The sequence below is a fragment of the Mesorhizobium sp. M0664 genome (assembly GCF_040320565.1).
In the GTDB taxonomy this organism is placed as follows: domain Bacteria; phylum Pseudomonadota; class Alphaproteobacteria; order Rhizobiales; family Rhizobiaceae; genus Mesorhizobium.
In genome coordinates this window covers 112,105-126,025 of the sequence record NZ_JAMYPW010000004.1, presented here as the reverse complement: position 1 = coordinate 126,025, position 13,921 = coordinate 112,105, and the positions used below count along the sequence as shown (strand labels likewise).

The 13,921-nt window shown below is 63.6% G+C and carries 18 protein-coding genes; 14 read left to right on the top strand and 4 right to left on the bottom strand.

The genetic code is table 11. From position 1 onward, the window contains the following. From NKI39_RS08315 to NKI39_RS08275, 9 genes are all read left to right on the top strand, one after another. Nucleotides 1–795: an amino acid ABC transporter ATP-binding protein gene (locus NKI39_RS08315; RefSeq protein ID WP_352831375.1), complete on the top strand. Its 795-nt coding sequence runs from the start codon at nucleotides 1–3 to the stop codon at nucleotides 793–795. Between the two features lie 34 nt (nucleotides 796–829). Then, nucleotides 830–1,291 carry a RidA family protein gene (locus NKI39_RS08310; protein WP_352817731.1) on the top strand — a complete coding sequence of 154 codons (462 nt, stop codon included), beginning with the start codon at nucleotides 830–832 and terminating at the stop codon, nucleotides 1,289–1,291. A 23-nt stretch (nucleotides 1,292–1,314) separates the two neighbouring features. After that, a complete protein-coding gene (locus NKI39_RS08305; RefSeq protein ID WP_352831373.1) occupies nucleotides 1,315–2,520 on the top strand; it encodes an aminotransferase class V-fold PLP-dependent enzyme in 1,206 nt (401 codons plus the stop codon). A gap of 168 nt (nucleotides 2,521–2,688) precedes the next feature. After that, the gene (locus tag NKI39_RS08300) at nucleotides 2,689–3,633 is read left to right on the top strand and encodes a metallophosphoesterase family protein (RefSeq protein ID WP_352452518.1); all 945 of its coding nucleotides are present in this window, start codon (nucleotides 2,689–2,691) and stop codon (nucleotides 3,631–3,633) included. An 11-nt stretch (nucleotides 3,634–3,644) separates the two neighbouring features. After that, nucleotides 3,645–3,992: a cupredoxin domain-containing protein gene (locus NKI39_RS08295; protein ID WP_352540268.1), complete on the top strand. Its 348-nt coding sequence runs from the start codon at nucleotides 3,645–3,647 to the stop codon at nucleotides 3,990–3,992. A gap of 25 nt (nucleotides 3,993–4,017) precedes the next feature. Then, nucleotides 4,018–4,578 (top strand): sigma-70 family RNA polymerase sigma factor, encoded by a 561-nt coding sequence (locus NKI39_RS08290; protein ID WP_352817726.1) that lies wholly within the window; start codon nucleotides 4,018–4,020, stop codon nucleotides 4,576–4,578. Next, nucleotides 4,575–5,408, top strand: a complete 834-nt coding sequence (locus NKI39_RS08285) for an anti-sigma factor family protein (protein ID WP_352831371.1) — start codon at nucleotides 4,575–4,577, stop codon at nucleotides 5,406–5,408. The genes NKI39_RS08290 and NKI39_RS08285 overlap by 4 nt, the downstream gene beginning before the upstream one ends. Nucleotides 5,409–5,532: 124 nt before the next feature. After that, nucleotides 5,533–6,030: a 5-(carboxyamino)imidazole ribonucleotide mutase gene (gene purE, locus NKI39_RS08280; RefSeq protein WP_023678468.1), complete on the top strand. Its 498-nt coding sequence runs from the start codon at nucleotides 5,533–5,535 to the stop codon at nucleotides 6,028–6,030. Further along, entirely contained in the window at nucleotides 6,027–7,103 is a 1,077-nt protein-coding gene (locus NKI39_RS08275) for a 5-(carboxyamino)imidazole ribonucleotide synthase (RefSeq protein ID WP_352831369.1), read from the top strand. The genes purE and NKI39_RS08275 overlap by 4 nt, the downstream gene beginning before the upstream one ends. A 92-nt stretch (nucleotides 7,104–7,195) precedes the next feature. Here the strand turns inward: NKI39_RS08275 and NKI39_RS08270 are convergent, their stop codons facing one another. After that, on the bottom strand, nucleotides 7,196–7,618 hold the full coding sequence (locus NKI39_RS08270) for a lysozyme inhibitor LprI family protein (protein WP_352817722.1): 423 nt from the start codon (nucleotides 7,616–7,618) through the stop codon (nucleotides 7,196–7,198). A gap of 225 nt (nucleotides 7,619–7,843) precedes the next feature. Between NKI39_RS08270 and ykgO the strand changes: the two genes are divergently transcribed. Together ykgO and NKI39_RS08260 are read left to right on the top strand one after the other, a co-directional pair. Beyond that, nucleotides 7,844–7,969, top strand: coding sequence for a type B 50S ribosomal protein L36 (gene ykgO / locus NKI39_RS08265; protein ID WP_006327841.1), 126 nt, complete (start codon nucleotides 7,844–7,846; stop codon nucleotides 7,967–7,969). A 94-nt stretch (nucleotides 7,970–8,063) separates the two neighbouring features. Continuing rightward, the gene (locus NKI39_RS08260; protein ID WP_352489294.1) at nucleotides 8,064–8,663 is read left to right on the top strand and encodes a tetratricopeptide repeat protein; all 600 of its coding nucleotides are present in this window, start codon (nucleotides 8,064–8,066) and stop codon (nucleotides 8,661–8,663) included. Nucleotides 8,664–8,742: 79 nt separating this feature from the next. Here the strand turns inward: NKI39_RS08260 and NKI39_RS08255 are convergent, their stop codons facing one another. The 3 genes from NKI39_RS08255 to NKI39_RS08245 all read right to left on the bottom strand — a co-directional run bounded on the left by NKI39_RS08255 (nucleotide 8,743) and on the right by NKI39_RS08245 (nucleotide 11,912). Then, nucleotides 8,743–9,825, bottom strand: a complete 1,083-nt coding sequence (locus NKI39_RS08255; RefSeq protein WP_352471169.1) for an NAD(P)H-dependent flavin oxidoreductase — start codon at nucleotides 9,823–9,825, stop codon at nucleotides 8,743–8,745. Nucleotides 9,826–10,038: 213 nt separating this feature from the next. Beyond that, nucleotides 10,039–11,469 (bottom strand): pyruvate kinase, encoded by a 1,431-nt coding sequence (gene pyk / locus NKI39_RS08250; RefSeq protein ID WP_352454861.1) that lies wholly within the window; start codon nucleotides 11,467–11,469, stop codon nucleotides 10,039–10,041. After that, nucleotides 11,466–11,912 carry a DUF1036 domain-containing protein gene (locus NKI39_RS08245; protein ID WP_352489443.1) on the bottom strand — a complete coding sequence of 149 codons (447 nt, stop codon included), beginning with the start codon at nucleotides 11,910–11,912 and terminating at the stop codon, nucleotides 11,466–11,468. The genes pyk and NKI39_RS08245 overlap by 4 nt, the downstream gene beginning before the upstream one ends. Before the next feature lie 286 nt (nucleotides 11,913–12,198). Here NKI39_RS08245 and NKI39_RS08240 point away from each other — a divergent pair, with 286 nt between their 5' ends. Genes NKI39_RS08240 through NKI39_RS08230 form a run of 3 tightly spaced genes read left to right on the top strand, consistent with a single transcriptional unit; the run spans nucleotide 12,199 to nucleotide 13,803 of the window. Then, a complete protein-coding gene (locus tag NKI39_RS08240) occupies nucleotides 12,199–12,996 on the top strand; it encodes an N-formylglutamate amidohydrolase (protein ID WP_352831367.1) in 798 nt (265 codons plus the stop codon). Nucleotides 12,997–13,022: 26 nt separating this feature from the next. Continuing rightward, the gene (locus NKI39_RS08235) at nucleotides 13,023–13,331 is read left to right on the top strand and encodes a DUF1244 domain-containing protein (RefSeq protein ID WP_292663476.1); all 309 of its coding nucleotides are present in this window, start codon (nucleotides 13,023–13,025) and stop codon (nucleotides 13,329–13,331) included. A 10-nt stretch (nucleotides 13,332–13,341) separates the two neighbouring features. Next, the gene (locus NKI39_RS08230) at nucleotides 13,342–13,803 is read left to right on the top strand and encodes a cupin domain-containing protein (protein WP_352831365.1); all 462 of its coding nucleotides are present in this window, start codon (nucleotides 13,342–13,344) and stop codon (nucleotides 13,801–13,803) included. The last annotated feature ends 118 nt before the right edge of the window (nucleotides 13,804–13,921 follow it).

The following is a 13,921-nucleotide window of genomic DNA, read 5'->3' as shown; positions in this document are numbered from 1 at the left end:
ATGTCCAATGCCTCGCAGCAGAATCCGGCACTTCTCGATGTCACCGAGGTTTCCAAAGCCTTTGGATCCGTCGAGGTCCTGCGCTCCGTCAGCCTGCAAGTGACACGCGGCGAGGTCGTGACTATCATCGGCCCCTCCGGCAGCGGCAAGACCACGCTACTGCGCTGCGTCAACTTCCTGGAGAGCTACGACAGCGGCTCGATCCGTATCGACGGCAAAGAAGTCGGCTATCGCGAGACGGGAACACGCCAGCGACGCAGCGAGCGCGACCTGGCGGCGATGCGAGCCGAGACCGGAATGGTGTTCCAGAGCTTCAATCTGTTTCCGCATTTGACTGCGGCCGGCAACATCATGCTTGGCCTGCGCAAGGTGCGCGGCAAGAGCAATGCCGAGGCCCGCACCATTGCCGAGCACTGGCTCAGCCGCGTAGGCCTCGCCCACAAAGCCGACAGTCTGCCGGCCGAGCTTTCCGGCGGCCAGCAGCAGCGCGTCGGCATCGCCCGCGCCGTGGCGATGGAGCCGAAGATATTGCTTCTCGACGAGATAACCTCGGCGCTCGACCCCGAACTGGTTGGCGAGGTGCTCGAGGTCGTGCGCAGCCTCGCCGAAGACGGCATGACGATGCTGATGGTCACACATGAAATGGCTTTTGCGCGCGACGCATCGAGCCGCATCGTTTTCATGGCGGATGGCGGCGTCAGTGCCGTCGGACCACCCGCCGAGATTCTGGCGGCGGGGTTCGACAATGAACGCCTTCGCAGTTTTCTGGCGCGGTTTCGCGCCTCGCATTTTTGACATCGGACGGCGAAAGCTGTCGCAAGGAGCTTTTATGACGCCTTACACCCGGCTCGCGGAATTGGGCCTGACACTGCCCGAGCCGCCGAAGCCCATCGCCAACTTCGTCACCTATGCCGAGAGCGGACGGCTGATCTTCCTCTCCGGCCAGGGGCCGTTGCGCGCCGATGGCGCGCTCTGCACCGGCAAGGTCGGCGAGGATGTCAGCGTTGAAGAGGCCTACGGGCATGCGCGTCTGACCGGCCTGAACCTGCTCGCCGTCATGCATGCGGCGGCCGGCGACCTCGGCCGCATCGTGCGCGTCGTCAAGCTGCTTGGCTTTGTCAATGCGACGCCGACATTCAGCGAGCACCCCAAGGTGGTGAACGGCTGTTCCGATCTTTTCGCGGCCGTCTTTGATACGCTTGGCGGACATGCCCGTTCCGCGATCGGTGTCGGCTCGCTGCCGGGCAACATCACAGTTGAAATCGAGGCGGTCGTCGAGATCGCCGCCTGAAATCTTAAACAGGATCTACAGAGATGACGACCTATGCCGCTGACCGTTCCAACACGACAATCCGCGAACGACTTGGCCTTCGCCCAATCATCAATGTCTCCGGCACGATGACGGCACTCGGTGCTTCGATCATCGTGCCAGAAGCGATTGCCGCAATGTCGGAAATGGCCTCGCAATGGGTCGAGATGGACGATCTGCAGCGCGCCGCAAGTAGGGTGATTGCACGCCTTACCGGCGGCGAGGCCGGCTTCATCACCGCATGCTGCGCCAGCGGCATAACAATGGCAATTGCCGGCGCGATGACCGGGACCAGCCTTCTTGCGATCGAGCGGCTGCCGGACGACACCGAGGGCCTCAAATCGGAGGTCATCGTTCAGCTTGGTCACATCGTCAATTACGGCGCGCCGATCGACCAGTCGATCCGGCTTGCCGGAGCCAAGGCAGTGCCTGCCGGCACGGTCAGCGTCACCCAGGATTATCATGTTGCCGAGGCGATCCGGGACCGGACGGCGGCAGCCCTCTACGTCGTTGCGCACCACACCGTGCAATACGGCATGCTCTCGCTTGAGGAGTTCTGCGAGATTTGCCACGCCAAGGGCGTGCCGGTGATCGTCGACGCCGCCTCGGAATACGATTTGCATGGCTTTCTGGCGCGCGGCGCCGACATTGTTGTCTACAGCGGGCACAAATTTCTCTCAGGGCCGACAAGCGGCATCGTTGCCGGCCGCAAGGATCTGGTACGGGCCGCCTATCTCCAGAACCGCGGCGTTGCGCGCGCCATGAAGGTCGGCAAGGAGAGCATTGCCGGCACCATGGCGGCCCTGGAAGCCTGGGAGCGGCGCGACCATGCCGGCATTCGCCAGCGGGAAGAAGCCGCACTGCATCTGTGGCAAACCGCATTGCAGGACCTGCCTGGCATCGAGGCACGTATCATTCCAGATCCGACCGGAAATCCTCTCGACCGCCTGCAGGTGTTTGTTGCGCCGGAAAGCCGCTTCACCGCCGCCGGCCTCGCCTCGGCGCTTGCGGCGGGTTCGCCGCCCGTGATCGTGCGCAACCACGAGGTCGAGCGCGGTCACTTCTTCCTTGATCCGTGCAATCTCCATCCCGGCGAGGCGGAGATCGTTGCCGAACGCCTGCGGGCGGTATTGATTGCTGCCGATCGGCCCACCGATGCGATGAAACCCGCTCGCAAGCAGTCCGCCGGAGCGCTGCGCTGGCCGGACTAGACATCGCCAGAGCGTGGTCGAGCCAGTGCCTTCCAGCACCGGCTTCGCATCGGGCCAGTGCGCCATCACGGCAGTGTGAATGAACTTTTAGTCTTCGGGCGGAATAAACCACCCCGCCCATTGGTCTCCCAAACAGACGCCATTTCCGGCGTGCAGGAGACCGGTATGATCCACCACCACGACAATGAAGCTGACGGCATCAGCCGCCGTCATGCACTGGAATGCATGATCTGGGCCGGCACGGGAGTGCTGTGGACAATTTCGGCCGGCGTGCCGGTCTCGCTCAGCCTGCTCGGTGCGTCGCAAGCCGCCGAGGCCTTGGCCACCGGCTTCACTTTCCTCCAGATCTCCGACAGCCACATCGGCTTCGACAAGGCTGCCAACCCGCACGCCATCGACACGCTGAAGGAGGCCATCGGCAAGATCCAGGCGTTGCCGCAAAAGCCCGCTTTCATGATCCACACCGGCGACATCACCCATTTGTCGAAAGCCGCGCAGTTCGACAACGCTGCCCAGATCATCGGCGGCGCAGGCTTCGACGTGCATTATGTGCCCGGTGAGCACGACCTGATCGATGACGGCAATGGCCAGGCCTATCTCGACCGCTACGGCAAGGGCACCAAGGGCGCTGGCTGGTATTCGTTCGACCAGAACGGCGTCCATTTCATCGGGCTGGTCAACGTCGTCAACCTGAAGGCTGGCGGGCTGGGCAATCTCGGCGCCGACCAGTTGGCATGGTTGGCCGATGATCTGAAGGCGGTCACCGCCTCGACGCCAATCGTCGTCTTTGCCCATATCCCGCTATGGGCTGTTTATCCCGAATGGGGCTGGGGCACCGACGACGCGGCGCAGGCCTTGGCGCTGCTCAAGCGCTTCGGCTCTGTCACCGTACTCAACGGCCATATCCACCAGATCATGCAGAAGGTCGAAGGCAACGTTACCTTTCATACCGCGCGCTCGACCGCTTTCCCGCAACCGGCGCCGGGCACCGCAGCCTCACCCGGGCCGATGACGGTACCTGCCGGCCAGTTGCGCAGCCTGCTCGGCACAAGCAGCGTGACAGTCAAGCAAGGCGGGCAGGACCTCGCCATCATCGACAGCACGCTGGCCTGAGGGGAAATGCGATGATCCGCTTCCCATCCCGCGTCTTGGTCGTATCCCCTGTCACGTTCGGTTTGGCGGCGATCCTGATAATGGTTGCCATGCCACTGAACGCAGCAGGCCAGCCAATGGTCAAGATCGAGAACTTTGCCTTCACGCCGGCGGTGCTGACGGTAAAGCAGGGCACTACCGTGACCTTCGAGAATGACGACGACATCCCGCATCTGGTGGTCGCCAACGATGCCTCGTTTCGCTCCAAGGCGCTTGACACCGGTGACACATATGCCTTCACCTTCACCAAAGTGGGCGACTATGCCTATTTCTGCGGGCTTCACCCGCACATGCAGGGCAGGATCACCGTCGCTCCGTGAGGATTTTCGGAAGGTTCTGCCCGGGATGCCGGGCGATGCGACGGTGTTGAACCAAGAGGCCGCGACCGAGCGCTTTCGCGAGGTGGTTCTGCCCCATCTCGCGGATGCGCTTGCGCTTGCCCGCTGGCTGACCGGCAACGCCGCCGACGCGGAGGATGTGGTGCAGGAGGCCTGTTTGAAGGCGCATGCGGGCATCGCCGGCTATGCCGGCGGCAATGCGCGCGCCTGGCTGCTGGCGATCGTGCGCAACGCCTCTTACTCCTGGCTGGCGCGCAACCGGCCGCGCAGTATCGTCGCCGTCGGCGACCTGAGCGACCTCGATGACATGACGGCTGCATATGGCGCCGGCCTGCCGGATACGGATAGTCCTGAGGCAAGCCTGATCGCCAAGGCCGACACGGCCGCACTCGAGGCGGCGATCGCCGCGCTGCCGCACCAATTTCGCGAGACTGTGGTGCTGCGCGACATCAACGGCCTCAGCTATCGCGAGATCGCGACGCTGCTTGGCGTGCCGCTAGGCACGGTGATGTCGCGACTGGCGAGGGCGCGCGGTCTGCTGATATCCCAACTTGGGAGGGCGCCATGAGCGCGCACAACGATGGACTGCCCGATGACCCGGCGGGCGTGGAGCTGATGATCCATGCCTTGGTCGATGGCGAGCTCGACGCAGCAGCAGCATTGGCTGTCGAGCGACGCATCGCGGCCGATCCGGCGCTCGCCGCCGAGCATGCCCGCATCGCTGCGCTGCAGACGGTCGTCAGCGGGCTGCCGAGGCTCGATGTCCGTGAGGATTTCAAGGCTCGCATCGCTGCAATCGGGACAGCCGGTACGGAGAAAGTGCTGCCGGCGCCGGCGCCCGTCGCTCGAGTGCCGCCGGCACACAGAGCGGTGCACCGATTTGGCGCGTTCGACTGGCGCGCGCTGGCGGCGTCGATCATCGTTACCGCCGTGCTGGCCAGCGGTGCGACGCAATGGATGATGCTGAGCAGGGCGCCCGACAGCTTTGCCGCCGCGGTCGCCAGCGGCCATCGCCGCAGCCTGCTGGCAGCCAGCCCCGTGGACGTCGTCTCGTCGGACCGGCACACGGTCAAACCCTGGCTGGATGGCAGGGTCGGCCTGTCGCCGCCGGCACCTGACCTTGCCAGTGACGGCTTCGCGTTGCTCGGCGGCCGGGTCGAGGTGATCGCCGACCAGCCAGTGCCGGCACTGGTCTACAGGCACCGCGAGCACCTGATCACTCTCGTCGCCGCGCCCGAGGAAACCGGCTCGACAGCCGGACCGGTCGATCTTTCTGCTGGTGGCTTCTCGCTGGTCCACTGGAGCGACAGCGCCTTTTCCTACTGGGCGATTTCCGATACCGAACGGCCTGAACTTGACGACTTCGTCAACCGCTTCCGAGCAGCGGCCGCCCGATGACAGACCGACCCTGTCCATGTGCGTAGCCACGGAGACGGCACAAGCGGCTTTGCCGTTTCCGGCCATCCTTGCGGCTCCCCTCGATTTCAGCTAATGCGCGCTTTTGCCGCCGGAGAGCAGAAGCTTGGACGATCACCGCGCCGACGTCGCCATCATCATGGGCAGCCAGTCCGACTGGGCGACGATGCGCCACGCCGCCGAAACGCTGGAGGCGCTTGGAATTCCGCACAAGCGGCTGATCGTCTCGGCCCACCGCACGCCCGACCGGCTCTATGACTTCGCCAAGGGCGCCAAGGCGGCCGGCTACAAGGTGATCATCGCCGGTGCCGGCGGTGCGGCGCATCTGCCCGGCATGACGGCGGCGATGACGCCGCTGCCGGTGTTCGGCGTGCCGGTGGAATCAAAGACGCTGTCGGGCCAGGACTCGCTGCTATCAATCGTGCAGATGCCGGCCGGCATTCCGGTCGGCACTTTGGCCATCGGCAAGGCCGGCGCCGCCAACGCTGCCCTTCTGGCCGCCGCGGTGCTGGCGCTGAGCGACGAAAAGCTCGCCGCCCGGCTGGATAGCTGGCGCGCCGCGCAGACCGCCAAGGTGGCCGCCGAGCCCACGGACGCGCCGTGAGCCTGCCGGCGGGATCGAGCATCGGCATCATCGGCGGCGGCCAGCTTGGCCGCATGCTGGCGATGGCCGCGGCCCGCCTCGGCTACCGCATCGTCGTGCTGGAGCCGCAGCCGGATTGCCCGGCGGCACAGGTCGCCAACCGGCAGATCGTCGCCGCCTATGACGACGCGGCCGCGCTTAGCGAGCTGGCTGCGGCCAGTGCCGTCGTTACTTATGAATTCGAGAACGTACCGGTCGCGGCCGCCGCGGCACTTGCCTCTACGGTGCCGGTCTATCCGCCGGCACGCGCACTGGAAGTGGCGCAGGACCGGCTGGCGGAAAAGAAATTCCTCAACGGCACCGGCATACCGACCGCGGATTTCAGCCCCGTCGACAATGACGAGGAACTGACGGCTGCGCTGAAACAGTTCAACGGCAGCGGCATATTGAAGACGCGCCGCATGGGCTATGACGGCAAGGGCCAGCGTGTCTTCCGCAACATGGAAACAGGCGGCTTTGCCGGCACTTGCGAGGCGATGGGCAACGTGCCGTTGATCCTGGAATCCTTCGTCACCTTCGAGCGCGAGATTTCGGTGATCGCCGCGCGCGGCAGCGACGGCTCGCTCGCCGCCTACGATCCAGCGTGGAATGTCCATCGCAACGGTATTCTTCACAGCTCGACGCTGCCGGCCGGAGTAAAATCCGAGACGGCGGCTGCGGCTCAAACGGCGGCGGCAGAGATCCTTGCAGCGCTCGACTATGTCGGCGTCATCGGCGTCGAATTCTTTGTCCTTGCCGACGGTTCGCTGTTGGCCAACGAGATAGCGCCGCGCGTCCACAATTCCGGCCACTGGACGGAGGCCGCCTGCACCATCTCGCAATTCGAGCAGCACATCCGCGCCGTCGCCGGCCTGCCGCTGGGAAATCCCGCCCGGCAGTTCGACTGCGTGATGGAAAACCTGATCGGCGACGATGTCAGGCGCGTTCCTGAGCTACTCGCCGAGCCCGATCTGATGCTGCACCTCTATGGCAAGGCCGAGGCGCGGCCCGGCCGCAAGATGGGCCATTTTACGCGCGTGAGCCGCCGCAGCTAGAGCATGATCCCGAACCGAAGGTCCGCGCTAGCGAAAAGTGGAATCCGGATTTCGGAAAAGATCATGCTCAAACACAAAGTTAGAACCTACGCTTACTGGATTTCGCCGCTCTCGTCCTCGTCGGGGCTGGCGCAGCTAACATCGCCTTCCGCGCAGGTCGAATCGGCGGTGAGCTGCTTGGTGCGATCGTCGGTCAGCCGCGTCAGGCATTCCGATATCAGCATCGGATAGATCGAGCCGCCTTCGCTGTCCGCGGCCGAATAGCTGCATTCCGCGTCGCGAAAAGCGATCCAGGCGCGCTGCGCCGTCTGCAACAGCTTCCTGGCTTTTGCGTCAGTTCCGCCGATGATTTCCTGGTAGGCCTTGTTGAGCTTGGCGTCGGCGGATTTGTAGTCCGCGTCGGCGCAGATGTTCATCATCTGCTGGCTGTCGTCGTTGCGGTCGCATTCCTGCGCATAGGCAACAGAACCTGCCGCGAGGACGACAAGACAGGCGGACACAAGAATTCGGCGCATGACGATCTCCAATTCGCAACCGCATCATTCCAGCCGTCTCAAGCCTGCGCAACGCCAGTGACGGATATTTGATGATACGAAACGGTCCGTATCGTTTAGGCAACGCGCTTGCGGTTGACACGGGCAACGCTCCTCGTCTATGAGCCACGCACAGTTCAAAGGCGCGTCTGTGGGCGCGCCTTAATAATTCGGCCCGTGACCGGGCCCAGACCGACGGGCAAGACCATGAAAATCAAGAATTCGCTCAAGGCGTTGAAGGCGCGTCACCGCGACAACCAGCTGGTTCGTCGCAAGGGCCGCGTCTACATCATCAACAAGACCGCGCCGCGCTACAAGGCGCGCCAGGGTTGAGTTTTCGACGGAGGCTGCGCGCCTCCGTTCGCATGATACGACTCTCACGCTAAATTCAGTTTGACGATCCGGCGTCGGGGGCTAGATTCCCGCGATGCGGATTCTTTTTGCATTTTTCACGGCCTTCCTCGTTTCCGGCGCTGTCTCGCTGCCGGCGTGGGCTGAAGATCCGACCACAACTCCGCCGGCAGCACCTCCGGTCGTCAAGACGAAACAGGCGCGGCTCGATCAGCTGTTTGCCGATCTCAAGCGCGAACGCAATGAAAAGGCGGCCGAGCGCATCGCCGGACGGATCGGCAGCGAGTGGTCCCAGTCGGGCAGCGCCTCTATCGACCTGATGATGCAATGGTCGCAGAAGGCGATCGAAAACCAGAAATTCGATGTTGCACTCGATTTCCTCGATCAGGTTGTGACTTTGCAGCCGACCTATGCGGAAGGCTGGAACCGGCGCGCCACTGTTCATTTCATGATGAAGAACTACGGGAAGTCGATGGCGGACATCGACCGCACCCTGCAGCTCGAACCACGCCATTTCGGCGCGCTTTCGGGCCTGGCTCAGATCATGGCCGAAACCGGCCACAAGCAGTCGGCACTTGAGGCCTGGCAGCGCGTGCTCGGCATCTACCCAATGATGCGCAGCGCCCAGGACCAGGTCGCCGCACTTTCCGAGGAGCTTGCCGGCGAAGGCATTTGAGACCAGTAAGGGAGTAGGGGGAATAGGGTAGTATGTGAGAGGTGCAGATTGCACTGTGGAACACATGCGCCCTACTCCCCTACTCCCCTACTCCCCTATAGGCCCGATCTATGCCGTTTGCTTCTGTGACGAGTTTCTCCACAAGGGCGGCGGCCGGCATCTCCCGCAGCTTCGCAACGCCCTGCCCGGCCCAAGTGGGCAAGAAGTCAGCCCGCTTGCTTTCATCCTTTGCCATCGAAAGCGGCATGACCAGACTCGCCTGCAGCGGAAACGCCAACGCTGCATCTTCCTCACCAGCCATTTCCATCACAAACCGGTTGCGCACCACGCGCGCTGGGCGGCCAGTGAAGCAGCGAGTCACCGACGTGCTCTCGTCGTTGGCCGAGCGCAATGCTACGCGATAGACTGGCTGCACATTGGCTTCAGGACAGGCCAGGAAAGCCGTGCCGATCTGCACACCAGATGCACCAAGTGCAAAGCTGGCAGCAATGCCGCGACCGTCGAAGATACCGCCGGCGGCAATTACAGGCACCCGCACGGCATCAACAATCTGCGGTACGAGTGCCATAGTGCCGGCTGTGCCGATAGCAGGGTCGCCAGTGAATGTGCCGCGATGCCCACCCGCCTCGTATCCCTGGGCGATAATGGCGTCCACCCCTCCTGCCTCAAGCTGGCGCGCTTCCGAGACGGTGGTGGCCGAACACAAGACAGTACAGCCGGCCGCCTTCAACTGCTGCACAATTGCGGTGTCGGGTAGACCGAAGTGGAAGCTGACCACCTTGGGGCGCAGCTCGAGCACAATTTCGAGACGCTCACGATCGAAGGTGGGGAAGGGCTCGCCCGGCTCGGGCACCGGTCCGAGGCCGACCTCCTCATAGGAGCCGCGAAGGCGGTCTCGCATACTTTGGGCTGCCGCATCATCGTGTATCGGCGCCGGGTGCGCAAAGAAGTTGACGTTGATCGGACGATTGGTGGCGTGCTGTGTCGCCGTGAGCTGCTCGCGGATAGCCGCCGCAGGCAGAATGCCGCATCCGAGCGAGCCAAGCGCCCCGGCATTGCTGACTGTCGCCGCCAGTTCCGGCGTGGTGATGCCGCTCATCGGCGCCTGGATTATCGGGTGCTCAATGCCGAGGAGTTCCAGAAGATCAGTGCGCATCCACATTGGATCACCCTCCTCTTTCTCCCAGGAGAGATTACCTTAACTGACTTCCAGCTCAAGATCGGATAGGGCCTTCGAACCGCTTCACGGCCGGCCACAGGCTGATGCAAGCTGGCGGAGTTCGGCGTTGATCGCAGCCCAACTGCCGTCAATGCACCGGGCCGCCGCGTTTACGACGCGCCATGCAGCCGGCCTATCCGGCAGCCGCGGCCGACATTAGCGGCCGACTTCCGATCCGACATAGGCGATGCGCAGCATGTTGGTCGAGCCCGGCGTCCTCAACGGCACGCCGGCCGTGATGATGACGCGGTCGCCCGGCTTGCCGAAACCTTCATCGAAGGCGATGCGGCAGGCGCGGTCGACCATGTCGTCGAGGTCGCTGGCGTCGGGGGAAACGACACAATGCGTGCCCCACAACAGCGACAGCCGCCGCGCCGTGTTGAGGATCGGCGACAGCGCCACGATCGGCACTTGCGGCCGCTCGCGCGCGGCGCGCAAGCCGGTCGTGCCGGACGCGGTATAGGTGATGATCGCCGACAGCTTCAACGTCTCGGCTATTTCGCGGGCGGCGAGCGAGATCGCGTCGGCTCCGGTCGCTTCCGGTTCCGAGCGTTGCGCGTTGATAATGCCGGCATAGGTCGGGTCGGTTTCGACCTTGGTGGCGATCCGGTTCATCATCGCCACCGCCTCGACCGGATAGGCGCCGGCGGCGGACTCCGCCGAAAGCATGATCGCGTCGGCGCCTTCAAACACGGCGATCGACACGTCCGACACCTCGGCCCGCGTCGGCACCGGCGCGGTGATCATCGATTCCAGCATCTGCGTGGCGACCACCACCGGCTTGCCGGCACGGCGCGCGGCGCGGGTGATCTGCTTCTGAATGCCAGGCACGGCTTCGAGAGGCATCTCGACGCCGAGATCGCCGCGGGCGACCATCAGCGCATCCGAAAGCTCGATGATCTCGGCCAGCCGGGCGACGGCCTGCGGCTTTTCGATCTTGGCCATGATCAGCGCCCGGCCGCGTGCGATCTTGCGCGCTTCGGCCAGGTCCTCGGGCCGCTGCACGAAGGACAGCGCCACCCAGTCGACGCCGGTCGCCAGAACCGCGTCGAGATCCCGGCGGTCCTTTTCCGTCAGCGCGCCGACCGGCAGGTCGGTGTCGGGCAGGCTGACGCCCTTCTTGTCGGAAATGGTGGTGCCGGCGACGACGGTGCAGACGATCGCCTTGCCGTTGCTGCTGACCGCCTTGAGCTCGAGCTTGCCGTCGTCGATCAGCAGGCGATGACCAGCCTCGACCGAACGCAGGATTTCGGGATGCGGCAGGTAGACCCTCGTCGAATTGCCGGGCTCGGGATTGTCGTCGAGCGTGAAGGTCTGACCGACGGTCAGCACCTCTTTGCCGTTGGCGAACTTGCCGACGCGCAGCTTTGGCCCTTGCAGGTCGGCGAGAACGCCGATCGGCCGGCCGACCGCCTCCTCGACGGCACGAATGCGGCCGACAAGCGTCCGCATCAATTCATGGTCGGTGTGGCTCATATTAATGCGGAACACGTCGGCGCCGGCTTCGAACAGCTTCTTCAGCATCTCCTCGGACGAGGAGGCCGGACCGATGGTGGCGAGGATCTTGACCTTGCGGCTGCGTCTCATTGACTGTTTGTTCCCGGGGCGGCTGGAGCGCCATCCGTTGCGGGCTCGTCAGTCAGCTGGACCATCCAGCTTGCCTGCTCGCCCGTGTCATATTCCTGGAATCCGGCGCGCTGAAAGCCCCGGGCGACGCAATCGGTAACGCCGGCGATCTTGAACTCTTTTTCGGCCACGCACATGTTGATCGGGCCATCCCAGCGTCCGCCGCGCTCGGCGTCTTCTGCATAAAGATAGTAAAACCTTGATGACAACGGTCCCTCGATCAGCGTCTTGCAGCTCGATCCTTCGATGTGCCACCAGCCTTCGGTGATCCAGCCGGCCTTGGCGCGATAGCCGATGCCGACACCGACCAGGTTCTGCGTGGCGTTGCAGACCCGGAAATCGGCCCGTGCCGGCGAGGCCGAAATCACCGCGAAAAGAGCCATGGCCGGTACCAGGAGCGGCATGGCCAAGGCGTGGCGCACACGCAGCCTGCCGGCGAAACCCATCCTGAAACCCCTCAAGAACCACATTTGCATCTCTCAACGCCCCTTTTCGGAAAAGTCCGTACGCATGTCAACGCGCCGATCTGTCCAATTCCAATCGATTTAGAAGGCTCTGGCGCGCTTGCGGTCGCCCCTGCTCAGTTTTTTGGCAGAAACCGTGGCCAAACAACGGCATTGCGCAAGCGTTCTCTTCGTGGAATGACGATACCACCCTCCCCGAAAGCCAGCGAACAGACCTTTCCCGCCAATGACCCGATCCACAGTTTTCGCGCCTTTCGATATCGTCGAAGGCGATCGCAAGCGCGGCATGGTGCTTCTGGCCGATCACGCCCGCCGCGACCTGCCGGAGGAGTATGGCAGTCTCGGCCTGCCGGCGGCGGAGTTCGACCGCCACATCGCCTACGACATCGGCGTCGAGACTGTAACCCGCGAACTCGCAAGTCTGCTCGGCGTTCCGGCCGTGCTTGCCAATTTTTCGCGACTGCTGATCGACCCCAATCGCGGCGAAGACGATCCAACGCTGATTCGTCAGCTCTATGACGGCACCATCATCCCGGGAAATTATCCCATTGCCCCGGAGGAGCGCGAAAGACGGCTGGACCGCTTTTACCGCCCCTATCATGATGCCGTCAGCGCCATGATCGCCTCTGTGGCGCGAGCATCCGCGCAGGCACCCTTCATCTTTTCGGTGCATTCCTTCACACCGACCATGCAGGGATTCGTGCGGCCGTGGCACGCCGGCATATTGTGGGACCTGGACGACCGCGTTGCGCGGCCGCTGATCGACATACTCGCCGAGGACAAGAGCCTCATCGTCGGCGACAACGAACCCTATGACGGCGCACTGCGCGGCGATACCATGTTCAGGCACGCCATCGTCAACGGCTTTGCCCATGCGCTGCTCGAGGTCCGCCAGGACCTGATCGCCGACCGCAAGGGTGCCCTCGCCTGGGCCGAACGGCTGGCGCCGGTCGTTGACGCGATAGATCGACGTGCCGATATACATGCGGTGAAAATATTCGGCTCTCGCACCGGGCCGGTATGATGAGGCCCAAGGGAGGCCAACATGACATGACCGAACTCAGCGACGAACAAAAGCGCGATTTCGAAGCCGCTGCCTTCCGCCGGCTGGTCGCGCATCTGCGCGAGCGTTCCGACGTACAGAACATCGACCTGATGAACCTCGCCGGCTTCTGCCGCAACTGCCTGTCCAACTGGTACCGCGATGCGGCGCAAGCCGAAGGTGTCGAACTCAGCAAGGAACAGTCGCGCGAGATCATCTACGGCATGCCCTATGCCGAGTGGCAGGCACTGAACCAGGTCGAAGCCTCCGACGCCAAGAAGGCCGAGTTCGAGGCAAGGCGCCCTAGGGATCACTAGGGAGGACGCCGTGCCTAAGATTGACGTTGCCGACGTGCCCGGACGCAAGGGCTCATCCTATCCACCGCCGTTCGATGCACCCTGTGCCGAACGCGTGCGCCAGCGGCTAGGCAACGCAGGCGGGCTCACCGACTTCGGCATCAATCTCATGCGCCTGCCGCCGGGCAACTGGTCGAGCCAGCGCCACTGGCATTCGCACGAAGACGAATTCGTCTACGTGCTTGAAGGCGAGCTGACGCTCGTCGAAGATGCCGGCGAGACGGTGCTGCGCGCCGGTGATTGCGCGGCCTTTCCGAAAGGATCAGGCAACGGCCATCACATGATCAATAAATCGGGCGGGATGGCGATCTATCTCGAAGTCGGTTCGCGCTGGCCCGACGACGTCGCCACCTGCTCCGACATCGACATGATGAGCACCAACGCTGACGGCCGGTTTGTGCACAAGGATGGCGCGTCTTATCTCGAGCCGTAGGGATTTCGGAGTGGACCGCCGAGATGGTTGGCCGACGCGAGAGGACGTAGCGTCTGGTCCAAGCACTTTCGGCGAAGAGCGCTTGACTGTGAATTGAATCGATCTAATTTGCCGCGCA